Genomic DNA, 24,097 nt, shown 5'->3' with positions numbered 1-24,097 from the left:
CTGGCCCCACTATGAAGCTGTGACATCACCGACCGGCCTGTGACCTGAGGCTGCGACCCGCCCGACCGCGTACGCGGGGGCGTCGCACACGCCCGGCAGGCTTCTGTTTGCGAAAACCTCCCGGTGGTGTTCATGCCTGCACAAACCCTCATTGCTGTCGATCTTGTCAAGTTCTTCGGTGACCGCCGCGCCCTCGACGGCGTCAGCCTCACCGTGCCCCCCGGCCGCCGGGTCGGCCTGGTAGGCGAGAACGGAGCCGGGAAATCCACCCTGCTGCGGCTGCTCGCAGGGGTCGACTCCCCCGACAGCGGGACGGTCGCCCGGCCCGACGACACCGGGCTGCTGCACCAGGAACTGCCCTACGCCCCCGGCGACACCGTCGGCGACGTGCTCGCCGAGGCGCTGGCCGACAGCCGCGAGCTGCTCGCCCAGCTCGACGAGCTGGCCCGCGACCTGACCGGCGAGGACCGCCTCGCCGCGTACGGCGCAGCGCTGGCCAGGGCCGAGCAGGTCGACGCCTGGGACGCCGAACGCCGCGCCGAACTGGTCATGCACGGCCTCGGCCTGGCCGCACTCGACCACGGACGCGCCCTGGGCACCCTGTCCGGCGGGCAGCGCTCCCGCGTCGCCCTGGCCGCGCTGCTGGTGCGCCGACCGGCCGCGCTGCTGCTGGACGAGCCCACCAACCACCTCGACGACGAGGCCGTCGCGTTCGTCGAGCAGCAACTACGGCAGCTGCCCGGCGTGGTCGTGGTCGCCAGCCACGACCGGGTGTTCCTCGACGAGGTCTGCACCGACATCGTCGACCTCGATCCCAGCGACGACGCCCACGGCGGCCTGGTCCGCTACGGCGGCGCATACACGCAGTACGTGCAGGCCAAGCGGGCGCAGCGGGCCCGCTGGGAACGCGCGTACGCCGACCGGCAGGCCGAACTGGAAGCGCTGCGGCTGGCCGCGGCGACCACCGCCCGCGACGTCGCCCCCGGCCGCGCGCCACGCGACGGCGACAAGATGGGCTACAACTTCCACGGGGCGCGAGTCCAGGCCCAGCTGTCCCGGCGCGTACGCAACGCCGGGCAGCGCCTTGCGGTGCTCGAACGCGACCCGGTCCGCAAGCCGCCCGCGCTGCTGCACTTCCAGGCGCCCGCGCTGACCTCCGCCGGCGGCGAGGACACCGCGCTCGCCCTGCGCGACGTGCACGTGCCCGGCCGCCTGCGGCTGGACCGGCTCGACCTGGCACCGGACGGGCGGCTGCTGGTCACCGGAGCCAACGGGGCGGGCAAGTCCACGCTGCTGTCGGTGCTGGCCGGGCGGCTGCGCCCCACCGAGGGCAGCGTCACCCGCCGCCGCGGGCTGCGGGTCGGGCTGCTCGCCCAGGACGACCGGTTCGACGACCCGGCCGCCACCCCGCGCACGCTGTACGAACGCACCTACGCCGCCGTACCCCTGGTCGAGCTGGGCCTGGTCGCCCCCCGCGACCTGGACCGGCCCGTCGGCGCGCTCAGCGTCGGGCAGCGCCGCCGCCTCGCCCTGGCCCTGCTCATCGCCGACCCGCCGCACCTGCTGCTGCTCGACGAGCCCACCAACCACCTGTCCCCCGCGCTCGCCGACGAACTCGAAGACGCGCTCGGCCGCGCCCCCGGCGCGATCGTCGTCGCGAGCCACGACCGGTGGCTGCGCCGGCACTGGCCGGGAGCGCGGCTGGACCTCGTCTGCTAGGAAGGTGTGAGCGCAGGTCGAGTGGACCCCGCACTTACGAGGAGATCAGTTCCGTGGTTTTCAAGAAGATGCTCGCCGCCTTCGGTGTCGGCGGCCCGTCGGTGGACACCGTGCTCGCGACCCCCGTCGTGCAGCCAGGCGGCACGCTGTCCGGCACCGTGCACATCCGCGGCGGTGACCACGACACCCTGATCGAGTACGTCTCCGTCGGCCTGGTCACCCGGGTCGAGGTGGAGGGGCACGACAGCGAGTACGACACCACCGTGGAGTTCCACCGGGTGCACCTGACCGGCTCGTTCAACCTGCCCGCCGGTGCGCAGCACTCCCTGCCGTTCACCGTCGAGGTGCCGTGGGAGACCCCGGTCACCCGGTTCTACGGCACGCCGCTGCACGGCATGACCATGGGCGTGCGCACCGAGCTGTCGGTGGCCAAGTCCGTGGACAAGACCGACATCGACCCGGTCGGCGTCGAGCCGCTGCCGCTGCAGGCCGCGGTGATGGAGGCGTTCACCCGGCTCGGCTTCCACTTCACCCGCGCCGACCTGGAGCGCGGCCGGATCAGCGGGGTGCACCAGACGCTGCCGTTCTACCAGGAGATCGAGTTCCACCCCGCGCAGGCGTACGCCGGCCGCATGCGCCAGCTGGAGCTGACCTTCATCACCAGCCCGCAGGGCATGGACGTGATCCTGGAGTTCGACAAGCGCGGCTTCCTCGGCTCGCACGACTCGTTCAGCCGCCACCACGTCGGCCACGCCGACGCCGGCCGCACCGACTGGCCGGCCGTCGTCGACGGCTGGATCCGCGGGGCGCTGGACCGCCACGGCGCGGGCCACGGCGGCGGCTACGGGCACGGCGGTGGGCACGGCTTCCACGGCGGGCACGGCGGCCACCAGAGTCACCGTGGGCACGGCATGGGCGGCGTCGCCGCCGGTGCGGCCGCGGGCTTCGTCGGCGGCATGGTCGCCGGCGAGGTGGCCGAGGAGGTCTTCGACATGGACATGGACTTCGGCTTCGGCGACGAGTAGCCACCGGTTTCTCCTGCGGCCCGGCCGAAGAACGCGAAAGCCGCCGTCCCGCACCGGGACGGCGGCCTTCGCCGCGTCGGGGCCTACTCCGTCGCGGTCGCGGCGGCGTTCTGGATGACCTTCGCGACCTGGTCCGGGTGGGAGATCATCACGACGTGCGACGCGCCGTCGACGACGACCGTCTCCTTGGACCCGGCCCGCTGCGCCATGAACGCCTGCGCCTGCGGCGGGATGTTCTTGTCCGCCGAGCCGTACACGAACCACGACGGGATGTTCTTCCACGCCGACGCCGGTGACGGCTCGTTCAGCGCCGCCTCGGTGATCGGGCGCTGGGCGACCGCCATCAGCTTCGCCTTCTCCGCCGGGACGTCGGCGGCGAACTGGTCCTGGAACTTGGCCTGGTCGATGTAGAGGTCGTTGCCGCCACCGGCCAGCGGCACCGGCTTGGCCAGGGTCGGGCCCAGGGTGCTGCCGGGGAACTTCGCCGACAGCGCCGCCGCGGACTCGCCCACCTCGGGCGCGAACGCCGCCACGTACACCAGCGCCTTGACGTTCGGGTTGCCCTCGGCCGCGTTGGAGATCACGCTGCCGCCGTAGGAGTGCCCGACCAGCACCACCGGCCCGGGGATGCTCTTGAGCAGCGCGGCGACATAGTCGGCGTCGCTGCTCACGCCGCGCAGCGGATTCGCCGCGGAGATCACGTTGTAGCCCTGCGCCTGCAGCAGCGGCACGACCCCATCCCAGCTCGACGAGTCGGCGAACGCGCCGTGTACCAGCACGATCGTCGGTTTCGTCTGCTTGCCCGCCGCAGCGGCGGGCGCTGCCGTGAGCGACATGAGCAGCACGGCGGTGACAAAGCCGAAGAAGCCCGCGAGGGCCCGGCGGATGAACATGGTCTACTCCTCCCATCCCAAGTACGGCCCCGGGGGTTCGACCACCGCCCAACTTACGCCAGGCGCACGACCGCCCACCCGGGTTCGCCCAGACCGCCGCTATCGATCATCGGCGGGACAGTCGCTATGGTTGCCGGGTGTTCAAGGCCCTCGTCTGCTTCATGCTGCTCTTCATCGCCATCGGGGCGATCGGGATGTGGCTCGCCACCAAGCGCCGCCAATCATGATCCACAGCACCCCCGTGCCGGCTCGTGGACGCCGGTAGCCTCACGCTGCTGCTGACCGCCGCCACCGCCGCCGGGTGGGTGGACGCCGTGGTCGGCGGCGGCGGACTGCTCCTGCTGCCCGCACTGCTCATCGGCCTGCCGCCCCAGGTGCCGCTGGCGACCGCCCTGGGCACCAACAAGATGACCGCGATCGCCGGCACCACCAGCGCCGCGATCACCTACGCGCGGCACACCCGCATCGACTGGCGCGTCGCCGGGCCCGCCGGAGCCATCGCCGTGGTCGTCTCCGGCATCGGCGCGTGGCTGGCCATCGAGCTGACCCCCAACAAGGACGTCTACCGGCCCGTCGTGCTCGGCATCCTGGTCGCCGTCGCGCTGTTCGTCACGTTCCGCCCGAACAACGGCATCTACGCCCACCCCGAACGGCGCACCCAGGGCCGCGCCGCGCTCGCCGTCGCGCTCGCCGGCGGCCTCATCGCGCTGTACGACGGCATGATCGGCCCCGGCACCGGCACCTTCCTGGTGCTCACCTTCACCACCGTCATCGGCGCGGACTTCCTGCACGGCTCGGCCATGGCCAAGATCGTCAACGCGGGCACCAACCTCGGCGCGCTCATCGTGTTCGCCGCCGGCGGCCACGTCTGGTGGCAGCTCGGCGCTGCCATGGCCGTCTGCAACATCATCGGAGCCCAGGTAGGCGCGCGAATGGCCCTCAAACGAGGGTCCGGGTTCGTCCGCATCGTGCTATTGGTCGTCGTGCTGGCCCTGATCGCCCGGCTGTCCTACGACCAGTGGCTGGCCTGAGCGCCACCGCTCCGCCAGCGCGTGCGCGGCGACCCGCTCGATCACCAGGCTCACCGCGGGCCAGTGCTCCCGGCCCGGCCTGGTGATCGAGAACATGCGCCGCCGCACCGGCACCCCCGGCATCGGCACGTACCGCACCCCGGGATGCGCGGGCAGGTGACCGGGCACCAGCGCCACCCCCAGATCCGCCGACACCAGGTCCAGCACCAGATCCATGCTGTCCGCCCGATGCTCGATCATCGGCTGGTACGCCGCCAGCGCGCACACCCGCACCGCCAACTCGTCGTCGGCCGGCCCGCGCGAGTTCACCACCCACGACTGCCCCGCCAGCGCGCACAACCGCCCCGGGCCGTCGATCTCGTCGGGCAGCGCCCGCTCCGACGGCACCGCCAGCACCATCGGCGTCTCACACAGCTGCCGCACCACGTAGCCGTCATAACCACGCGGAACCAGGTCGTAGTCGTACACGAAACCCAGGTCGACCTGGTCGTCCTCCAGCAGCCGCACCACCTCCGGCGGCTCCCGCTCCTGCAGCAGCAGCTGCAACCCCGGATGTGACACCGCCAGCTCCCGCACCACCGGGATCAGATCCCCCGACAGCACCGACGCGTACGCCGCCACGTGCACCGCCCCGCCCGGCTCCCCGCCCCGGGCCAGCGCCGCACGTGCCGCGTCCACCGCCGCCAGGATCGGCCGCGCGTGCGTGACCAGCCGCCGCCCCGCCGGAGTCAGCCGGACCGTCCGCCCCGTGCGCTCGACCAGCGGCGCGCCGACCTCCCGGGTCAGCGTGGCCAACTGCTGCGACACCGCCGACGTGCCGTACCCGGTGGCCTCGGCGACCGCGCGCAGCGTGCCCCGGTCCGACAGCTCGACGAGCACGCGCAGCAGCCTGGTGTCCACACCCCCATCATCCGCGATCCGCGGACGGTCAGTCCGCAGACCCGTGGTGGACGGCGTGATCTTCATCCGGTGACATGGAGTGGTGACCGCAGTCGACCTCGCCACCGGCACCACCCGCCGCCGCCAGAGCACCGCCCCCGCCATCGGACTGATCATGGGGTCGATGCTCTCCGTGCAGGTCGGCGCGGCCGCCTCCACCCGCCTGTTCGACGACATCGGTCCCGCCGGCACCGCCTGGCTGCGCGGCTGCTGGGCAGCCCTCGCCTTCCTGCTCATCGCCCGCCCCTCGCCGCGCTGGCTGCGCGCCCAGTCCCGGCACGACCTGCTCGGCGCGGTCGGCCTCGGCGTGGTCAGCGCCGCGATGAGCATCGCCTTCTTCGAATCCATCGCCCGCATCCCGCTCGCCACCGCCGTCGCCCTGGAGTTCCTCGGCCCGCTGTCCCTGGCCGTGCTGCGCCGCACCGGCCGCTGGGGCCTGCTGTGGCCCGCGCTGGCGCTGGCCGGGGTGCTCGCGCTCACCCGCCCCTGGCGCGGCGACATCGACCTCGTCGGCGTCGCGCTCGCCCTGGTCGCCGCCGCCGGCTGGGCCGGCTACATCGTGCTCACCCAGCGGGTCGGCGACAGCTTCAGCGGCGTCAAAGGCCTCGCCATCGCGATGCCCGTCTCCGCCGTCGCCGCCGCCCTGGTCGGCGCACCACAGGCCGTGCCGAACCTGACCTGGGCCATCGTCGCCCAGGCCGCCTGGCTGGCGCTGCTGCTGCCGGTGCTGCCGTTCGCGATGGAGCTGCTGGCGCTGCGGCGGCTCACCGTCGCCGCGTTCGGCACCCTGATGTGCCTGGAACCGGCGTTCGCCCTGGCCGTCGGTGCCACCGTGCTGCACCAGACCCCGCACCCGCTCCAGATCGCGGGCGTCGCCTTCGTCGTCGCCGCAGGCATCGGCGCCCAACGCTCCGGCCGCCGCTGAAGAAGCGAAGGAAGGGCGCCTTCACAACGCTCCGCGTGGCAGAAGGCGCCCTTCCCGACGTGGAACCGGCTGTGGGCAGCCGGTTCCACGTCACCTGGTGGTCAGGGCCTGTTCCCGCTCGGCCGCGAGCTGCCCGAGCCGGGCCTGCGTCTGCGCCAGCCGGCCGTTGAGCTGCTGCCCAATCTGGGCGACCTGCTGATCGCAGTGCTCCACGCGGGCCTGCGCCTGCTTGATCCGGTCCCGTACCGCCAGGTCGGTGAAGATGTTGTCGAACCACACGTCCAGGAATCGGGTCATCCCGTCGATCGCCAGAGTGGCCGCCGTCCCGCCCCCGGCGACGTCCGCTAGCTCGGCGTTCAGGGCGGCGATGCGCTGGTCGGCGAGCGCCGCCGCGGTCGCCGCCTCGTCGAGCCGGTCATGCTTGATCGCGCTGCTGATGACGCCGCCGCCGAAGAACGTGTCGTAGGTCGACCAGCCGGCCGCGCTGTCCAGCAGCCTCTTGAGCTGGAGCAGCGCCGCCGAGGCCGCCTCGGCGGCACGTTGCGCCTCCCGGATCTCCTTGGTCTCCGCCTCGGCCACACCACGTGCCTCGGCGATCTCCAGCAGTCGTCGCGCGCGAGGGTCGCCGGTCTCGGCGAGGGCCCGCTCCTTCTCGTCGAGCACTGCGGCATACCGGCCCGGGGCGTCCTGAAGCGCGGCCAGGCGTGCGCCGACGACGTCGAGTTCCCGCCGCAGCGCGTCCACGTCGGCCCTGGCCCGCGCCAGCCGGTACGCCGCCGCGTCGGCCTCGGCCTGCTCCCGGGCGATCGCGTCGTGGCGGGTGCCCCGCAGCGCGGCGATCACCCGGGTGAGGGTGACCGTTTCGAGGCGTACGACGTCGCGCGCCTCCCGGTCGTGGGCCTTCGACAGTTCGAGCGCCCGTGCTTCGGCGTCCTCGATCAGCCGCAGCAGTTCACGATGCCGGGCGGCGGCGGTCTGCCGCTCGCGGTGCGCCTCGGCCGCGGCCGCCAGCCGCGCCTCCATGTCCCCGTGTCCCATGCCCGACATTGCAGCAGCACCGGGCAACAAGCCTGCCTGCTGCGCGGCGGCGCCACAGCCGGTGGGTCCGCGTCCGCGCGCCGTCGGCGGGAGGCGGACGTCACGGCGTCTACCGGATCCTAGGACGCTAGGCTGAGATGGGTGCTGGCAGGCGGCCAGTCCGGTGGTCCACACTGGATCTCTGCCGAGCCCGTCGGACGAGGGAGTCGACTATCAACACCGTGCCGAGTGTGTCCGAGACGCTCCCCGGGGCCCGCGCGGCGATCCTGGCCCGGCTGTGGGGCGCGCTGGTCCGCGAGCCGCTGCCCGGCGTCGTCGAGCGGCAGGTGTACGGCGGCGACACCCGCGTCACCCTGGCGAACGGCCGGCGGCTGATCGGGTCGACCGCGCTGGCCCAGCCGTTCGCGGTCCCGCCGGAGGGCATGCGCGTCGTCACCGACGCCGGGGCGTTCGACGACCCGGTCGAGCTGCTGCGCGCCCTGGGGCTGCCGGGCAACGTCACGCGGCTGGCCGACGAGGTCGCCGACAGCGTCGCCGGGGTGGCCCTGGCCCGCGCCAACCAGCCGTACCGTCCCGGCGGGGAGCCGACACTGACCGTGCTGGCAGGCCGCCCCGACGGGCTGGCGCTGCTGGAGCAGTCCGTGGTGGACGGTCACCCGCTGCACCCGTGCTGCCGCACCAGGATGGGCATGTCACAGGCCGACGTGCTGCGGTTCGCGCCCGAGCACCGGCCCACGGTGGCGCTGGAGGTGTTCACCGTGCCGGCCAAGCGCTGGCTGACCACCGGGGCCGGGCTCGCACCGCGGCTGCCGGTGCACCCTTGGCAGCGCGAGCACGTGCTGTCGGCGTACCCCTTCCTCAAGCCCGACGGCGACCGGATCGCGGCCATGCCGCTGATGTCGCTGCGCACCCTGGCCGCGGTCGCCGACCCGACGCGGCACTACAAGACGGCCATCGACGTGCAGATGACCAGCGCGGTGCGGATCGTGTCGCCCGCCGCCGTGCGCAACGGCCCGGTCGTGTCGAAGCTGCTGTCCGTCGTCAGCGCCGACCTCGGCCTGCGGGTGTGGCCGGAGCTGGCCGCGGGCGCGGTGCTGGACAACGACGGGACGCCGCTGCGCAGCCTGGCCGTGGTCGTCCGGCGGGCCGCCCGGCCCGGCCCGAACGAGGTGATCCTGCCGATCGCGGCGCTGGCCGCCCCGTCCCCGGCGGACGGCCTACCGCTGATCCGCGAAGCGGTGCTGCTCGGTTACGGCGGGCACCCGGCCGGGTTCCTCGCCGACCTCGCGGGGCTGATCGTGCCGGTGCTGCTGACACTGCTGCACCGGGGCGTGGCACTGGAGGCGCACGGGCAGAACCTGCTGGTCACACTCACCCACGGGCGGCCGACCAGGCTGTCCTACCGCGACGTCGGCGGGGTGCGGCTCAGCCCCGCCCGGCTGCGCCGCCACGGCGTGGACGTGCCCGCCCTGCACGGCGACCTGGCCAGCGACGACCCGGCGCAGTTGCGGGCCAAGGCGCTCGGCTCGGGCATCGCGGTGGCGCTCGGCGAGCCGATCGCGGTGCTGTCGCGCGAGTACGGCATCGAGCCGCAGCAGCTGTGGCGGCTGGTCCGTGACCGGGTGGAGCAGACGTACGACAACCTGCCGCCGTCGGCCGCCGCGGACGCGCGGTCGGTGCTCGGCGACCCGCTGCCGCTGAAGGCCACCACCGTGATGCGGCTGGCCGACGACCCGCTCGACGACGCCTGGGCACAGCTGCCCAACCCCCTGGTCGCGTGATGCGCCCGCTCGCCGACCCGCTCGCCGCCGAGCTGGCGGACCTGGCCCCGCAGCTGCTGAACGGCTACTTCGACGCGCTGCCGCAGGCCCGGGTGACCATCGCCACCCGGCTGGCCGAGGCGCTGTGGCGGGAGGACATCGACGACGCCCGCGCCCGCTTCCACGGCGAGCGGCACGGCTTCGACCGGGTGCTGCTGGACCCGGTCGACGTGGACCCGGTCACCCTGGTGACCCACGAGGGCCTGCGCGCGGAGCTGGACAGCGCGGTGCACGGGCTGGCGCTGGCGTACGCCCGCCGGGCGACCATGGACCCCGGCCACCGCGCCGCCGCCGCCGTCGCGGGCGCTGCCGACCTGCTCGCACTGCTCGACGGCACCGCGCCCGACGAGCGCACCGCCCGGCTGGAGCAGCTCGCCGTCGAGGGGCACAACCTGCACCCCTGCGGGCGCACCCGGCTGGGCTGGAGCACCGGCGATCTGATCGCGCACGACCTGGAGAGCGAGTCGACCGCGATCGGGTTCCTGGCCGTGCCGCCGGAGCTGGCGCTGGGCGACGACCTGTCCGAGCGGCTCGGCGTCGCCGCCCCCGGCGGGCGGCGGCTGCTGCCGGTGCACATCTGGCAGCTGCGGCACCTGACCGGCCTGCACCCGGAGCTGTTCGCCGACGGCACGCTGCGGGTGCTCGACGAGGTGCTGCCGGCCCGGCCCACCGCGGCGCTGCGCACCGTGCTGCCGCCGGGGTCGACCTACCTGAAGTTGTCGCTGGACATCCAGGTCACCTCGACCCGGCGCAGCATCTCCATCGCCTCCACCCGCAACGGCCCGGCGCTGAGCGCGGTGCTGGCACAGCTGCTGGAGCTGGTGCCGGGCGGCGACCGGGTGCTGCTGATGGCCGAGCCCGCGGGCGTCGCCGGGCTGCTGGAGGACGGCCGCCAGCTCAGCACCATCGTGCGCGACGGCCTGGGCGGCCGGCTGACCCCGGACGAGCAGCCGGTCCCGGCCAGCTCGCTGGCCGCGCTCGACCCCGTCACCGGGCGGACGCTGCTGTCCGGCCTCGTCGACCGGTACGCGAACGCCCGCGGCCTGGCCGAGCCGCGGTCGGCGGCGGCGGGCTTCCTGCGCGAGTACGCCGGGCTGCTGCTGCCGCCGGTGCTGGCGCTGGCCGCCCGGCACGGCATCGGACTGGAGGCGCACCTGCAGAACTGCGTCCCCACCTTCATGCACGGGGTCCCGCACCGGCTGGCCCTGCGCGACCTGGCCGGCCTGCGCGTGCACCACCGGCGCCTGGCCGCCTCCGGGGCGCGGCTGCAACTGTGGCCCGGCTCGGTCATCGGCACCGACGACGAGACGGTGCTGCTGTCGAAGGTGGCCTACACCGCGTTCCAGGCCCACCTGGGCGAGCTGGTGCTGCGGCTCGGGCACTCGCACGGCCTGGCCGCCGGCACCGCGTGGCGGATCGTGCGGGATGTCGTGGACGAGAGCCTGGCCGGGCATCCCGACCACGCCTTCTACACGGCCGCGACGGTGCCGCACAAGGCGCTGACCCGGATGCGGCTGGCCGGTGCGGGCGACCTCTACGTCCCCGTGCAGAATCCGCTCCATGGCCTCTGACCAGCGCTCCCCGCACGGCCGACACGGCGTCCCTGAGCGGGTCGCAGCGGCGCTGCGCGAACTCGACGGACCCGTCTGCGCGTACGTCTACGACCCGGACGTGCTGCGGGCGCGGGTCGGCGAGCTGCGGCGGGCGATGCCCGGGGTGACGGTCTGCTATGCCGTGAAGGCCAACGGGCATCCGGCGATCGTCGCCGCGGCGGCGCGCGCCTGCGACGGCCTTGAGGTCGCTTCAGGTGGCGAGCTGGCACTGGCCGAGGCCGCCGGGGCGCGGCGGATCGTGTTCGGCGGCCCGGCCAAGACCGACGCCGAACTGGCCCACGCATTGCGCCTGACCGCGACCGCGGACGTGACCGTGAACGTGGAGAGCGCGCACGAGCTGCGGCGGCTGAGCCTGCTGGCGCAGCGGGCGGGCACGACCGCGACCATCACGCTGCGGGTGAACCGGGCCGACGCCGGGCTGCCCGGCACGCACGCGATGACCGGGGCGCCCACCCCGTTCGGCGTCGAGGAGGCGCAGCTGCCCGAGGCGGTCGCGCTGGCCCGGTCGCTGCCCGGCCTGGACCTGGCTGGCTGGCACCTGCACGCGGTCTCCAACAACCTGGACGCGGCCGCGCACTCGGCCTTCCTCGCCGAGGCTCTGCGCTGGTCGGCAGCCACCTCGCAGCGGCTCGGCGTGCCGCTGCGCACGGTGAACGCGGGCGGCGGCTTCGGCGTGGACTACCCCGGCGACGCGGTGTTCGCGCTGGACGAGCTGCGGGTGGCCGTGCCGGACGGGGTCGAGCTGGTCGTGGAGCCGGGCCGGTGGCTCGCCGCCGACACGGGCTGGTACGCCGCCGAGGTGCTCGACCTCAAGCACACGCACGGCCGCCGGTTCGCGGTGCTGCGCGGCGGCACCCACCACTTCCGCCTTCCCGCGGCCTGGGGATACGACCACCCGTTCGCGGTGCTGCCGGTGGCACGGTGGGACTACCCGTGGCCCCGGCCCGAGGTCGCCGGCGTGGCGGTGGACGCCGTCGGCGAGCTGTGCACGCCGCGCGACGTGCTCTGCCGGGGGCAGCACGTGGACCGGCTGCGGGTCGGGGACCTGCTGGTGTTCGGCCGGACCGGGGCGTACGGCTGGGACATTTCGCACCATGCGTTCCTGCGGCACCCGGAGCCGACATTCCTCGTCCTCTGACCGCGCAGAGTGATGCCCTGGTCTACCCAGCGAATCGGATGATCACGAGATGGTCCGCCCTGTTCGACCTGGCTTGACAAGGTCCTAGACTGTGCCGGTCCGCCACGAGTTGTGGTGCGTGACACCCCCCTTTCACCCCCCCTCGACACCCCTCGAAAGCGGAGGCCCCGATGCCGAACGGCCGTAACTCCACGGTCCGATCGCACCGGCGCGGTGGTGGCCGTCGCCGCAGCATCGCACCGTGGATCGTCATCCCGACGGCGCTCGTGCTGATCGGTTCCGGTGCGACCATCGGCTATGTGTACGTCATCAAGGACTCGTGCAGCGGCAGCACCCAGGCCACCGTCGTGGCCGCTCCGGGCACCGCCGGCCTGCTGCGCTCGCTGGCCGGCAAGTGGGCCGAGACCAACCCGTCCATCGACGGCGTCTGCGCCTCGGTGACGATCGGCGAGCAGGACACCGCGGCGACCGTACGGGCGCTGGCCCGCGAATGGGACCCGGCCGTCTCCGGCCCGGCACCCGACGTGTGGGTCCCGCCGTCGAGCGCCTGGGTCAAGGCCGCGGCCGCCGGCAGCGAGACCGCCGACCAGCTCCTGCCGGACCTGCTGCCCAGCGTGGCGCGTACGCCGGTGGTCATCGCCATGCCGAAGGCCGCCGCCGAGAAGCTCGGCTGGCCCGACGCGAAGCTCGACTGGAAGGACCTGCTCGACAAACTCGCGCAGGACGGCTCCGTCAAGATCGGCATGAGCAACCCGGAGACCTCCACCGCCGGTCTGCTGGCGCTGTCGGCGATCATCGACGCCGACGACAACACCGAGGTCGACCCGACCGAGCTGAGCCGCGTGTTCGCGCTGGAGCAGCGCATGGCGGTCTACAAGAACAGCACCGAGGAGCTGCTCGCCGAGTACGTCAGCGGCGGCGGCAAGACGGTCAACGCGTTCCCGGCGCTGGAGCAGGACGTGGTGCGGCACAACACCGACCACCCCGACCTGCCGCTGGTGGCCGTCTACCCGCAGAACGCCACCACCGAGGCCGACAACCCGTACCTGGTGCTGAAGAACGCCTCCTGGACCAACCCGCAGCGGGTCGGTGCGGCTGAGGCCTTCCTGGGCTACCTGCGCGGCGACGCCGCCCGCGGCGAGGTGCAGAAGCAGGGCTACCGCGACTCCAACCGCCAGCCCGGTCCGCAGCTGTCCACCGCCAACGGCGTGCTCAGCAAGCTCACCGCGCTCCCCGGCGGCGTGCTGCTCACCGAGTCGATCACCAAGACCAAGGAGACCTGGACCGCGCTCACCCGCTCCACCAACATGCTGCTGGTGCTCGACGTGTCGGGTTCCATGGGCGGCGTGGTGCGGGGCACCGGCGGCCAGACCAAGCTCGACCTGACCAAGCAGGGCGCGCAGGAGGCCGTCGACATGTTCGGCGACGACGCCCAGGTCGGCCTGTGGAGCTTCTCCTCCAAGCAGTCCGGCAACAAGGCGTACCGCGAGGTCGTGCCGCTGGGCAAGCTGACCGAGGAGGTCGGCGGCAAGCCGCGCCGCGACCAGCTCACCACCAAGCTCAAGGGCCTGGAGCCGGGCGGCAACACCGGCATGTACGACACGGTGTGGGCGGCGTACCAGACCATGCAGAAGAACTACGTGCCCGGCGCGACCAACATGATCGTGCTGCTGTCCGACGGCGCTGACGACGACCAGCTGCAGGGCCTCAAGCTCGATCAGCTCGTCGAGAAGATCAAGGGCGCCGACAAGGAGCGGCCCGTCAAGGTGGTCACCATCGCCCTGGGCAAGCCGTCCAACAGCGACGCCCTCGCCAAGATCTCCGCCGCCACCGGCGTCAGCACCTACAGCTCCGAGCGCTCGTACGACATCGGCAACGTCCTCCGCGCCGCCATCTTCGACTACCAGTAACCACCCGGCGGCCCCGCCGCCCCCTCTAGCGCAACTCTTAAAGACTCGCGGCCTCAGGACTGTCCTGAGGCCGCGAGTCTTTAAGAGTTGCGGACCGGGGTGCCGGGCCGCGGGTCGGTCGGCGCGGCCCGGCGCGGCGGGGCCCGGCGCGGCCGGGGGTGTCAGATCAGGCCGTGGAGGGCGGCGCGGACGGGGGCGGCCTTGGCGGCGGCTTCGGCGACCTCGGCGGCGGGGTCGGAGTCGATGGTGATGCCGCCGCCCGCCCAGACGTGCAGGTCCTGGCCGTCGGCGACGACCGTGCGGATGGTCAGGCCGAGGTCGATGCCGTCGGGGCCGATCCAGCCCAGCGCGCCCATGCTGGCGCCGCGGCCTACGGGCTCCAGGGCGGCGATCTCGCGCAGCGCGGCGAGCTTGGGCGCGCCGGTGACCGAGCCGCCGGGGCAGATCGCCCGCAGCAGCTCCGCCAGGCCGGTGCCGGGACGCAGCAGCGCGGTCACCTCCGACTCGGCCTGCCACAGGTCGGCCCAGCGGCGTACCGCGAACAGCTCGGGCACCCGCACCGTGCCGGTGACCGCGACGTGGGACAGGTCGTTGCGCTGCAGGTCGACGATCATGATGTGCTCGGCGCGCTCCTTGGGCGAGGAGAGCAGGTCCGCCCGGCCGGCTTCGGTCGCCGGCGTGGTGCCCTTGATGGGCCGGGTGACAGCGTGCCCGCCGCGCACCTCCAGCAGGGTCTCCGGGGAGGCGCAGCCGATCGCCCAGCCGTCGCCCTGCAGGATCCCGGCGTACCGCGCGCCGGGCAGCCGGGTCACCCGGCGTAGCGCGGGCAGCGGGTCGCCGTGGTAGGCCGCGCTCGCATGGCCGACCATGTTGACCTGGTAAACATCACCTCGGGCGATCGCCTCGCGGACCGACCGCACCGCCTCGGCATGGCATGAAGGGCTCCAGGAGGGCCGCCACGGGCCGAGCCGCCACGCGCCCGAGGTTCGGGCGAGCCCGCCACTTGGGGGCTCCTGGAGGCGTACGGTTGCCGTGTGTTCGTAGACCACGACGACCACGTCCGGCACGGCCGGCGCGGGGCTGGGCGCCCCGAGGCGGCCGCCGATCATGGCGGCTCCGCCGGCCGCGGACACGAACAGCGAGGCTCCGCAGACCTCATGGGCCAGTCCCGCCAGGGACGGCCCGGACAGGTCACGTACCGGCAGCCCGTGCCGGGCCAGGAAGTTCTCCACCAGCGTGGCCGGATCGCCCGGATCGCCCACACGCCACTCCAGCCGGGAGCGTTCCCACGCCTGGTCACGGCAGGTCGCCGGAATGCCTGGAATATCCCTGGCCATCCCGTGGGTGGGGGCTAGACCGACTGGCTTCATTCCGCTCGTCCGAAAGGTTGATATCTAGAAAGGCCCTGCGTTACCTGCTCGTAAAAGACTCGTTCGGCTTGGTAGCGTGCGTCACTGTTGTGATCGACAGCACACCGGCGGCGGATCTCAGATCGAGCGTCCAACGCCACCACCCCTAACCGAATCGCGGAGAACCCCGATGTTGTGCCAGCACCAACCGGTCTGCCCCTCAGCCGACGCGATCGACCACGACGCCGCCAAGGTCGTCGCGTCCTTCCCTGAGCAGGGCTGGAGCCTGCTCTGCAACGGCGTCATCGTCTTCGAGGACACCGGCGAGCTGCTCCCCGACGGGTCGAGCATCGCCCCGCACCGCGGTCCCGCAGTGCACGCCATGGCCTGACCCTAGCCACGAGAACCCGCGGCGCGACGCAGCGCCCCGAAGATCAGTTCCCTCATTGTCACACCCGCCGAGCCGGCCCGAAGCCCGCGTCACGCAGACGCCTCCCCGGGCCGGCGGCAGCAGCCTCAGGCGAACGCCTCCGGCGGCGGGCACGAGCACACCAGGTTCCGGTCACCGAACGCGCCGTCGATGCGCCGGACCGGCGGCCAGTACTTGCCGGCGCGCTCGGACGCGCTCGCCAGCCCCGGGTACGCCGCGACCGATCGCGGGTACGCGTGCTCCCAGGAGTCCCCGGTCACCATCGACGCCGTGTGCGGCGCGTTGACCAGCGGGTTGTCCCCGGCCGGCCACTCCCCCGCGCCCACCTTGTCGATCTCGCGGCGGATCGAGATCATCGCGCTCACGAAGCGGTCCAGCTCGCCCAGGTCCTCGCTCTCGGTCGGCTCCACCATCAGCGTGCCGGCGACCGGGAACGACATCGTCGGCGCGTGGAAGCCGTAGTCGATCAGGCGCTTGGCCACGTCGTCCACGGTCACGCCGGTGGCCTTGGTGATCGGCCGCAGGTCGAGGATGCACTCGTGGGCCACCAGGCCCTTGTTGCCGCTGTAGAGCACCGGGTAGTGCTCGCGCAGCCGGGCCGCGACGTAGTTGGCCGCCAGCACCGCGGTGCCGGTCGCGGCCGCCAGGCCGTCCGGGCCCATCATGCGCAGGTACGCCCACGGGATGGGCAGGATGCCGGCGCTGCCGTGCGGGGCCGCGCTGATGGCCGACACGTCGTTCGAACCCGGCAGGAACGGGGCCAGGTGCGCGCGCACCGCCACCGGGCCGACGCCGGGGCCGCCGCCGCCGTGCGGGATGCAGAACGTCTTGTGCAGGTTCAGGTGCGACACGTCAGCCCCGAACTTGCCCGGCTTGGCGAAGCCGACCAGCGCGTTGAGGTTCGCGCCGTCGACGTACACCTGGCCGCCGGCCTCGTGCACCTTGGCGCACAGCGAGGCGATGCCGGTCTCGTAAACCCCGTGCGTCGACGGGTAGGTGACCATGATCGCGGCGAGGTCGTCGCGGTGCTTGTCGATCGCCCGGTCCAGGTCGACCAGGTCCACGTTGCCGGAGTCGTCGCAGGCCACCACGACCACGCGCATGCCCGCCATCACGGCGCTGGCCGCGTTGGTGCCGTGCGCGCTCGACGGGATCAGGCACACGTCGCGGTGCGCCTCGCCGTTGGCCCGGTGGAACGCCCGGATCGCCAGCAGGCCGGCCAGCTCGCCCTGCGAACCGGCGTTCGGCTGCACGCTGACCGCGTCGTAGCCGGTCAGCTCGGCCAGCCAGGTCTCCAGCTGCCCGATCAGGTCCCGGTAGCCCGCGGTCTGGTGCTGCGGCGCGAACGGGTGCAGCTGCCCGAACTCGGGCCAGGTCACCGCCTCCATCTCGGTGGTGGCGTTGAGCTTCATGGTGCACGAGCCCAGCGGGATCATGCCCCGGTCCAGCGCGTAGTCCAGGTCCGACAGGCGGCGCAGGTAGCGCAGCATGGCCGTCTCGCTGTGGTGGCTGGAGAACACCTCGTGGGTCAGGAACTCGGTGTCGCGGGCCAGGTGCGCCGGGATCGCGGTGGCCTGGCGCGGCTCGGCCGGCTCCACGCCGAACGCGGCGCAGACCGCCTTGAGGTGCGCGACCGTGGTGGTCTCGTCGCACGACACGCTCACCCGGTCGGCGTCGACCAGGCGCAGGTTGATCCCGTCGCGCTCGGCGGCGGCGACCACGTCCCGCGCGCGGCCCGGCACGATCGCGGTGACCGTGTCGAAGAACGCCGTGTGCGCGATCTCCACTCCCCCGGTGAGCAGGCTGACCGCCAGCCGGGTGGCGCTGTCGTGGGCATGGCGGGCGATGCCCTTGAGCCCGTCCGGGCCGTGGTAGACGGCGTACATGCTGGCCATGACGGCGAGCAGCACCTGCGCGGTGCAGATGTTGCTGGTCGCCTTCTCGCGGCGGATGTGCTGCTCGCGGGTCTGCAGGGCCAGCCGGTAGGCGCGGGTGCCGTCGGCGTCCTTGGAGACGCCCACCAGGCGGCCGGGCAGCGAGCGCTCCAGGCCGGCGCGTACGGCCAGGTAGCCGGCGTGCGGGCCGCCGAAGCCCATCGGCACGCCGAAACGCTGGGCGCTGCCGCAGGCGATGTCGACGCCGATGCTGCCCGGGGCACGGACCAGGGTCAGCGCCAGCAGGTCGGCGGCCACCGAGACCAGGGCCTGGCGGGCGTGCGCGGCCTCGACCAGGGCGGCGTGGTCGCGCAGCGCGCCGGAGGCGCCCGGGTACTGCAGCTGCAGGCCGAAGAACTCCGCCGGCAGCTCCTCGGTGTCCAGGTCGACGACCCGGACCTCGATGCCGAGCGGCTCGGCCCGGGTGGTGATCACGTCGATGGTCTGCGGCAGCGTGTCCGCGTCCACGACGAACAGGTTGCTCTTGCTCTTGGCCGAGCGGCGGGCCAGCGTCATCGCCTCGGCGGCGGCGGTGCCCTCGTCGAGCATGGAGGCGTTCGCGGTGGCCAGGCCGGTCAGGTCGGTGACCACGGTCTGGAAGTTGAGCAGGGCCTCCAGCCGGCCCTGGCTGATCTCCGGCTGGTACGGCGTGTAGGCCGTGTACCACGCGGGGCTCTCCAGCACGTTGCGCTTGATCACGCCGGGGACGTGGGTGCCGTAGTAGCCCAGGCCGATCATGGAGGTGGCCACGGTGTTGCGGGCGGCGAAGGCGCGCAGCTCGGCGATGGTCTCCGCCTCGGTGGCGGCGGCGGGCAGGTCCAGCGCGCCGTGCCAGCGGATCACCTCGGGGATGGCGGCGTCCATCAGCTCCTCGATCGAGGAGTAGCCGATGGCGTTGAGCATGCGCTCGGTCTGGTCAGAACCGGGACCGATGTGACGGTCTACGAAGGCGCTCATTCTCAAGACTCCGGGGTCGAGGACTATGGAAGTCCTCCCCCTCTGTCACGGACGACGCTCGCAAGCCTCGCCACGGCGGTCGCGCCGCTCCAGAGTCGCCATGCCCGTGAGGTCCGGGTGCCTGAGAGGTTCCGGGGAGGAATTGCCCCTTCGGCGCCGCTTTTACGCGGACTCTCCCACACGGGTGTGCCGGCACCGCCCACGCTACCAGCACGTGTGTTTCGGCACCGTAACCCACGCCACTAACCCTCCGACAGGTCACGCGCGAGCGCCGCATGATCGCCCGACTTGCCTGGCACCTGTGCGTATCTTGCGAACCCATTCGCACACGTGCCTGGCAAGTCGGATGATCAAGGACCGACGGCGGGGCGGGACAGGACGAATCGGGCGCCATGTCAGGGGATCAGGACGACCTTGCCGACGGTGGCGCGGGTTTCCAGGGCGGTGTGCGCGCGGGCGGCGTCGGCGAGCGGGAACGTGGTGATCGCCGGGGTGGACCAGCCCTCGGCGGCGTCGCGCAGAGCCTGCTCCTCCAGGGGGCGCAGGCCGCCGGCGACCTTCATCATCGCGGGGCCGATCGCCGAGGAGGCGACGATGCCCCGGGCGTACAGGTCCTGCGTGGTGATCTGAGTGGGCGTTCCCGCGGAGCCGCCGAAGATCAGGAAGCGGCCGAGCGGGGCGAGCAGTTCCAGGGCCGCCCGGCCCGCCGCGCCGCCGACGCCGTCCAGCACCACGGTCAGGTCGCGTTCGCCCAGCTCGGCGCGTACCTTCTCGGCCCAGCCGGGTTCGCGGTAGTCGACGGCGATGTCGGCCCCGTTGCGCTGCACCAGGGCCACCTTGTCCGGGCCGCCCGCCGCGCCGACGACCAGCGCCCCGGCCCGCTGGGCCGCCTGCACGAACAGCGTGCCCAGGCCCCCGGCCGCGCCGGTGACCAGCACCGCGTCGCCCTCGCGCAGCTGCGCCAGGCGCAGCACCCCGACCGCGGTCCGGCCTGTCCCGATCATGGCCACGGCTGCCGGGGCGGTCAGCTGCGCCGGGATCTCGTGCAGGGAGGCGACGGCGGCGACCGCGCGCGAGGCGTACCCACCGCTGGTCATGCCCAGGTGCGCGACCACGCGCCGGCCCTGCCAGGCCGGGTCGACGCCCGGTCCGGTCGCGCCCACCCGGCCGGCGACCTCCCGGCCCGGCGTCATCGGCAGCTGCGGCGGCGGGAACGGCCCGGGGACGCCGGAGCGGATCGTGGTGTCGATGAGGTGCACCCCGGCCGCCTCGACCTCGATCAGCACCTGCCCCTCGCCGGGGATCGGGTCGGGGACCTCCTCGTAGCGCAGGTTCTCGGCGGGGCCGAACTCGTACTGCCGGATGGCGTGCATGATCGCTCCTGGTGTGCGTCGGATGCCCACGACGCTAGGAGCTCAAGCACGGTTGAAGTCAAGAGCGCGGGGCGGCCGCGAGGCGGCGCAGCACCTCGGTCAGGCGGCGCGCCTCGCCCGGGTCGAAAGCCGGACCCGTGACGTCGACCCGGCGGCGTACCCGCCAGGCGGACAGCGGCTCCGGCGGCGGCTCGTCGAGCAGCGCGACGATCGGCGGCACCGCCCGCGCCACCGGCGTGGCGAACAGCCTGGCCGCCGCCTTGACCGCGGCGCGGGCCGGCTGCCGCATCCCGTCGGCCAGGCCGGTGTCCACGAACAGCGGGTTGTACAGCACATACCTGACCGCGCTGCCCGGCTGCTCGGCGGCGAACGCGGCCCCGAGCAGGTCGTTCGCGCGGGCCCCCTGCATCGTGGCGTCGAACGGCCGGTAGCGCCGCGTCAGTTGCAGGTCGTCCCAGTGCAGCCGCCCGGCCCGGATGCCGCCGGTGCCGCACAGGTTCACCACGACCGGCCGCAGCGCCCGCTCCAGCGCCGGACGCAGCCCTTCGGCGAGCAGGAACCGGCTCAGCACGTACAGCGCGAAGGTCCGCTCCAGCCCCTCGGCGGTCTCCCGCCGCCGCTGCTCGAACCGGAACGCGCCGAGCACCAGCGCGTCGAGCTGCGGGTACTCCTGCCGCAAGGCGGCGGCGAGGTCGGCTGTGGCGGCCGCGGAGCTCAGGTCGGCCTGCCGGAACGTGAACCGGTCGGCCGCCCCCAGCCGCTGCGCCTCCGCCCGCAGGCTCGCGCCCTTGGCCTGGCTCGATCCGACGGCGACGACCCGGTCGCCCGCGGACAGGTGATGCAGGGCGAGCCCCCGGCCGATGCCCTGGGTGCCACCGGTGATGACCAGCGTGCGCACGGTTCTCCCTCCCGGGTGCGGATACGCTCGATCGTCTGCCGGAGGCGACCGTCACCGAAAGAAGGCACATTGATGTCACCCCTGCTCGCGACGCCGGTGACGGCGCAGGACCGGCTCGACTGCGCGGCGACCGACGTGCTGCGGCGCGTCGGCGACAAGTGGAGCCTGCTGGTCATGGCGCTGCTGGCGGAGCGGCCGTACGGCTTCAACGAGCTGGACCGGACCGTGCCCGAACTCAGCCGCCGCATCCTCGCCCTCACCCTGCGGGAGCTGGCACGCGACGGCCTGATCGACCGCACCGCACCACAGGCCGCCGGAGCGCGCGCCGAGTACACGCTCAGCGAGCTGGGGCGTTCACTGCTGCCGCTCGTCGTCGCCGTCGGCGAGTGGGCGCACGCGCACCGGCACGACATCCACCGCGCCCGCGCCCGGCACGACGCCGGGGCGCCCGCCTGAACCTGCCGCCCGCCTAGACCTGCTTCGCCAGCGCGCGCACCGCGTCCAGCAGCACGTCCACGTCCTCGGTCGTCGTGTAGTGGTAGATGCCCGCCCGCACCGCGCCGCCCGTCTCGCGCAGGCCCGTCGCGGTGAAGTACTCCCACGCGTAGTAGTCACCGGCGAACGCGCAGACCCCGGCGTCGCCGAGCAGCTTTGAGGTCTCGGCCGGGGGCTGCCCGCCGATCCGGAACGACACGGTCGGGCAGCGGTCGGCCGGGGCCGGGCACAGCCGCACCCCGTCGATCGCGGCGAGCCCGTCGACGAGCCGGGCGAACAGGTCCGCCTCGTAGTCGCGTACCGCGGCCAGGGACGTCAGCAGGCGCTCGCGCCGGGTGCCGGTCGCGGCCGCGTCCAGGTCGGCCAGGTGGTCCACGGCGGCGGTGACCCCGGCCAGCGAGGCGAAGCTCGGCGTGCCGAACTCGAACCGCTCCGGCACCGCGTCACTGGACGGGCGCAGCTTCGGCGGGAACATCCACGCCCACGTCTCCGGGTCCGCGACGCAGGCGGCCAGGTGCGGCCCGGACCACTTGTACGCGCTGGTCACGTAGAAGTCCGCGCCCAGCGCGACGACGTCGGTCGGCTGGTGCGGCGTCGCGTGCACGCCGTCGACGAACACCAGAGCCCCGGCGGCGTGCGCGAGCGCGGCGATGGCCGCCACGTCGGGCCGGGTGCCGATCGCGTTGCTGGCCGCGGTCACCGCGACCAGCCGGGTCCGGTCGGTGATCAGATCCCGGTACTGGAGGGTCGGCAGCTGCCCGGTGGCCGGGTCGAACTCGGCCCAGACGACCGTCGCGCCGCGCTCCTCGGCGACCTGCACCCACGGCCGCACGTTGGCGTCGTGGTCCAGCCGCGACACGACCACCTCGTCGTCCGGGCCCCACGACTGCCCGAGCGTGCGCGCGACCAGGTACACCAGCGACGTCGCGCTGTTGCCGAACACCACCCCGGCCGGGTCCGCGCCGAGCAGGTCGGCGACCGCGCGCCGGGCGTCGGCGACGATGCCGATCGCGCGCCGACCGGGCGCGAACGCCTCGCTGCGGTTGGCGACCGCACCGCGGTACACCGCGTCGACCGCCCGCGCCACCGGCTCCGCGACCAGCGACCCCGCCGCCGCGTCGAAGTGCCGAAAACCCTCACCCAACGCCGGGTATGCAGCGCGAGCCCGCGCGATGTCGAACGCCATGGCCGCCACCCTAACTTCCCCACCCGCCCGCGTCATGATCCGGATGGCCCTGCACTTTCGGGGGAAGTGCACGAACCGGCGGCCCGATTGCTGCGCTTTCCCCGAAACCGCAGCCCCGCACGCGGGGTTCGTAGGATGAGGGCGTGCCCGAGATCGTGCAGTTGCTCGCCTCGCCGGTGCGCCGGTTCCAGGGGCGGCCCGCCGACGGGCCGTCGCCCGCGCCGGAGGGTGAGCTTGTCGAGCAGGTGCGGGTCCGGGCGCAGCTGGGCATCGTCGGTGACCGGTATTTCGGCAGGCAGGCGCACCGCGACGCGAGCGTGACCGTGATCGCGCAGGAGTCGCTGCCGTCCGGCGCGGACCTGAGCCACGTCCGGCGCAACATCCTCACCAGCGGCATCCCCGTCGACGACCTGGTCGGCTCGGTGCTGGTGCTCGACTCCGGCGACGGGCCGGTGCGCCTGCGCGTCAACCGGCCCGCCAATCCCTGCGCCTGGATGGACGTGACCATCGCCCCCGGCGCGTGGCGGGCCCTGCGCGGCCGGGGCGGCATCCGCTGCACCCCGCTCGACGACGGGATCCTGCGCGTCGGCCCGGTCGCGTTCTCGATCGCGGCCTGACCGCCGGACCGGGCGCTCACCAGGGTTCGGGGCCGACCTCGCTGAAGAAACCCGCCGTCGGACCGTCCTCGGGCAGGGTCGCCAGCCGCACCGCGACGGCCGCGCCCTGCCCCGGCGTACGCGGCCCGGCGTGCCCGTTGAGGTCGGTGGCGCAGTAGCCGGGATCGGCCGCGTTCACCTTGACCGCCGTGCCCCGCAGCTCGTTGGCGTAGGAGACGGTGACCGAGTTCAGCGCGCTCTTCGACGCGTTGTACGCCAGCAGCGGGAACGGCGCGTACGGGCCGTCCGGGTCGCTGGTCAGCGCCAGTGAGCCCAGCCCGCTGGACAGGTTGACGATCCGCCCCGCCGGGGCGCGCCGCAGCAGCGGCAGCACCGCGTTGGTCACCCGCACCACGGCGAACACGTTGACGGCGAAGGTCCGCGCCAGCAGCTCCACCGGCATCGTGCTCGGCCGCTGGCCGCGTTCGAGCAGGATGCCCGCGTTGTTGACCAGGATGTCCAGCCGGCCGTGCGCCAGCTCGATCCGGGCCGCGGCGGCCGACACCGACACCGGATCCGTCACGTCCAGCTCCAGCACCGTCGCGGTGATCCCCTCCGCGGCCAGCTTCTCGGCCGCGACCGTGCCGCGCTGCGCATCACGTGCTCCCACCAGCACCGTCACCCCGGCCAGGCCGAGCCCGCGGGCGATCTCGTACCCGATTCCCTTGTTGGCCCCCGTCACGAGGGCGATCTTCGGTTCGCTCATGGTGCCGAGCCTGCGGCGTTCCCGAGGCCGTGGGGAGAGCACGGCGTATCCAGGGATCGGCG

General features: G+C 73.4%; 20 protein-coding genes and 1 riboswitch. Of the genes, 11 read left to right on the top strand and 9 right to left on the bottom strand.

Annotation, left to right across the window (positions count from 1 at the left end):
• Positions 1 to 132 precede the first annotated feature (132 nt).
• Both F6W97_RS18085 and F6W97_RS18080 read left to right on the top strand, forming a co-directional pair.
• Positions 133 to 1,719, top strand: coding sequence for an ABC-F family ATP-binding cassette domain-containing protein (locus tag F6W97_RS18085; RefSeq protein WP_155371532.1), 1,587 nt, complete (start codon positions 133 to 135; stop codon positions 1,717 to 1,719).
• 53 nt (positions 1,720 to 1,772) lie between these two features.
• Complete coding sequence (locus F6W97_RS18080) at positions 1,773 to 2,744, top strand: sporulation protein (RefSeq protein ID WP_155371531.1); 972 nt, start codon at positions 1,773 to 1,775, stop codon at positions 2,742 to 2,744.
• An 83-nt stretch (positions 2,745 to 2,827) separates the two neighbouring features.
• Here the strand turns inward: F6W97_RS18080 and F6W97_RS18075 are convergent, their stop codons facing one another.
• Complete coding sequence (locus tag F6W97_RS18075; RefSeq protein ID WP_230686779.1) at positions 2,828 to 3,637, bottom strand: alpha/beta fold hydrolase; 810 nt, start codon at positions 3,635 to 3,637, stop codon at positions 2,828 to 2,830.
• 251 nt (positions 3,638 to 3,888) lie between these two features.
• On the opposite strand from F6W97_RS18075, the gene F6W97_RS18070 reads away from it, so the two are divergent.
• The gene (locus F6W97_RS18070) at positions 3,889 to 4,668 is read left to right on the top strand and encodes a sulfite exporter TauE/SafE family protein (protein WP_155371530.1); all 780 of its coding nucleotides are present in this window, start codon (positions 3,889 to 3,891) and stop codon (positions 4,666 to 4,668) included.
• Here the strand turns inward: F6W97_RS18070 and F6W97_RS18065 are convergent.
• Complete coding sequence (locus F6W97_RS18065; RefSeq protein WP_196279208.1) at positions 4,609 to 5,568, bottom strand: LysR family transcriptional regulator; 960 nt, start codon at positions 5,566 to 5,568, stop codon at positions 4,609 to 4,611. The genes F6W97_RS18070 and F6W97_RS18065 overlap by 60 nt on opposite strands.
• A gap of 82 nt (positions 5,569 to 5,650) precedes the next feature.
• Between F6W97_RS18065 and F6W97_RS18060 the strand changes: the two genes are divergently transcribed.
• Complete coding sequence (locus F6W97_RS18060) at positions 5,651 to 6,532, top strand: EamA family transporter (protein WP_230686778.1); 882 nt, start codon at positions 5,651 to 5,653, stop codon at positions 6,530 to 6,532.
• Between the two features lie 90 nt (positions 6,533 to 6,622).
• Here F6W97_RS18060 and F6W97_RS18055 read toward each other — a convergent pair whose 3' ends face one another.
• A complete protein-coding gene (locus tag F6W97_RS18055; RefSeq protein ID WP_155371527.1) occupies positions 6,623 to 7,570 on the bottom strand; it encodes a hypothetical protein in 948 nt (315 codons plus the stop codon).
• A gap of 230 nt (positions 7,571 to 7,800) precedes the next feature.
• Here F6W97_RS18055 and F6W97_RS18050 point away from each other — a divergent pair, with 230 nt between their 5' ends.
• The 4 genes from F6W97_RS18050 to F6W97_RS18035 all read left to right on the top strand — a co-directional run bounded on the left by F6W97_RS18050 (position 7,801) and on the right by F6W97_RS18035 (position 14,051).
• A complete protein-coding gene (locus tag F6W97_RS18050; RefSeq protein ID WP_196279207.1) occupies positions 7,801 to 9,351 on the top strand; it encodes an IucA/IucC family protein in 1,551 nt (516 codons plus the stop codon).
• Entirely contained in the window at positions 9,351 to 10,961 is a 1,611-nt protein-coding gene (locus F6W97_RS18045; protein ID WP_155371619.1) for an IucA/IucC family protein, read from the top strand. Before F6W97_RS18050 ends, F6W97_RS18045 begins: the two co-directional genes overlap by 1 nt.
• Complete coding sequence (locus tag F6W97_RS18040; protein WP_155371525.1) at positions 10,951 to 12,141, top strand: alanine racemase; 1,191 nt, start codon at positions 10,951 to 10,953, stop codon at positions 12,139 to 12,141. The genes F6W97_RS18045 and F6W97_RS18040 overlap by 11 nt, the downstream gene beginning before the upstream one ends.
• A gap of 170 nt (positions 12,142 to 12,311) precedes the next feature.
• The gene (locus F6W97_RS18035) at positions 12,312 to 14,051 is read left to right on the top strand and encodes a substrate-binding and VWA domain-containing protein (protein ID WP_155371524.1); all 1,740 of its coding nucleotides are present in this window, start codon (positions 12,312 to 12,314) and stop codon (positions 14,049 to 14,051) included.
• 161 nt (positions 14,052 to 14,212) lie between these two features.
• Here the strand turns inward: F6W97_RS18035 and F6W97_RS18030 are convergent, their stop codons facing one another.
• The gene (locus F6W97_RS18030; protein WP_407924586.1) at positions 14,213 to 15,421 is read right to left on the bottom strand and encodes a chorismate-binding protein; all 1,209 of its coding nucleotides are present in this window, start codon (positions 15,419 to 15,421) and stop codon (positions 14,213 to 14,215) included.
• A 172-nt stretch (positions 15,422 to 15,593) separates the two neighbouring features.
• On the opposite strand from F6W97_RS18030, the gene F6W97_RS18025 reads away from it, so the two are divergent.
• Positions 15,594 to 15,791, top strand: a complete 198-nt coding sequence (locus tag F6W97_RS18025) for a DUF5999 family protein (protein ID WP_120321268.1) — start codon at positions 15,594 to 15,596, stop codon at positions 15,789 to 15,791.
• A gap of 125 nt (positions 15,792 to 15,916) precedes the next feature.
• Here the strand turns inward: F6W97_RS18025 and gcvP are convergent, their stop codons facing one another.
• The 3 genes from gcvP to F6W97_RS18010 all read right to left on the bottom strand — a co-directional run bounded on the left by gcvP (position 15,917) and on the right by F6W97_RS18010 (position 20,992).
• Positions 15,917 to 18,721, bottom strand: a complete 2,805-nt coding sequence (gene gcvP, locus F6W97_RS18020) for an aminomethyl-transferring glycine dehydrogenase (RefSeq protein WP_155371522.1) — start codon at positions 18,719 to 18,721, stop codon at positions 15,917 to 15,919.
• A gap of 99 nt (positions 18,722 to 18,820) precedes the next feature.
• Positions 18,821 to 18,910, bottom strand: a riboswitch (glycine riboswitch).
• Positions 18,911 to 19,116: 206 nt separating this feature from the next.
• Positions 19,117 to 20,094, bottom strand: a complete 978-nt coding sequence (locus F6W97_RS18015) for a zinc-binding dehydrogenase (protein WP_155371521.1) — start codon at positions 20,092 to 20,094, stop codon at positions 19,117 to 19,119.
• A 58-nt stretch (positions 20,095 to 20,152) separates the two neighbouring features.
• Positions 20,153 to 20,992: an SDR family NAD(P)-dependent oxidoreductase gene (locus F6W97_RS18010; RefSeq protein ID WP_155371520.1), complete on the bottom strand. Its 840-nt coding sequence runs from the start codon at positions 20,990 to 20,992 to the stop codon at positions 20,153 to 20,155.
• 72 nt (positions 20,993 to 21,064) lie between these two features.
• Between F6W97_RS18010 and F6W97_RS18005 the strand changes: the two genes are divergently transcribed.
• Positions 21,065 to 21,448, top strand: coding sequence for a winged helix-turn-helix transcriptional regulator (locus F6W97_RS18005; protein ID WP_155371519.1), 384 nt, complete (start codon positions 21,065 to 21,067; stop codon positions 21,446 to 21,448).
• 13 nt (positions 21,449 to 21,461) lie between these two features.
• Here F6W97_RS18005 and F6W97_RS18000 read toward each other — a convergent pair whose 3' ends face one another.
• On the bottom strand, positions 21,462 to 22,673 hold the full coding sequence (locus tag F6W97_RS18000) for a cysteine desulfurase-like protein (protein ID WP_155371518.1): 1,212 nt from the start codon (positions 22,671 to 22,673) through the stop codon (positions 21,462 to 21,464).
• A 143-nt stretch (positions 22,674 to 22,816) separates the two neighbouring features.
• On the opposite strand from F6W97_RS18000, the gene F6W97_RS17995 reads away from it, so the two are divergent.
• Positions 22,817 to 23,290 carry a molybdenum cofactor biosysynthesis protein gene (locus F6W97_RS17995; RefSeq protein ID WP_155371517.1) on the top strand — a complete coding sequence of 158 codons (474 nt, stop codon included), beginning with the start codon at positions 22,817 to 22,819 and terminating at the stop codon, positions 23,288 to 23,290.
• Between the two features lie 16 nt (positions 23,291 to 23,306).
• Here F6W97_RS17995 and F6W97_RS17990 read toward each other — a convergent pair whose 3' ends face one another.
• A complete protein-coding gene (locus F6W97_RS17990) occupies positions 23,307 to 24,035 on the bottom strand; it encodes an SDR family oxidoreductase (protein WP_155371516.1) in 729 nt (242 codons plus the stop codon).
• Positions 24,036 to 24,097: the final 62 nt, after the last annotated feature.

The sequence above is a fragment of the Catellatospora vulcania genome, assembly GCF_009720385.1.
Taxonomy (GTDB): Bacteria; Actinomycetota; Actinomycetes; order Mycobacteriales; family Micromonosporaceae; genus Catellatospora; species Catellatospora vulcania.
The sequence above is the reverse complement of the archived record's forward strand: the minus strand, read 5'-3'. Positions and strand labels throughout refer to the sequence as shown.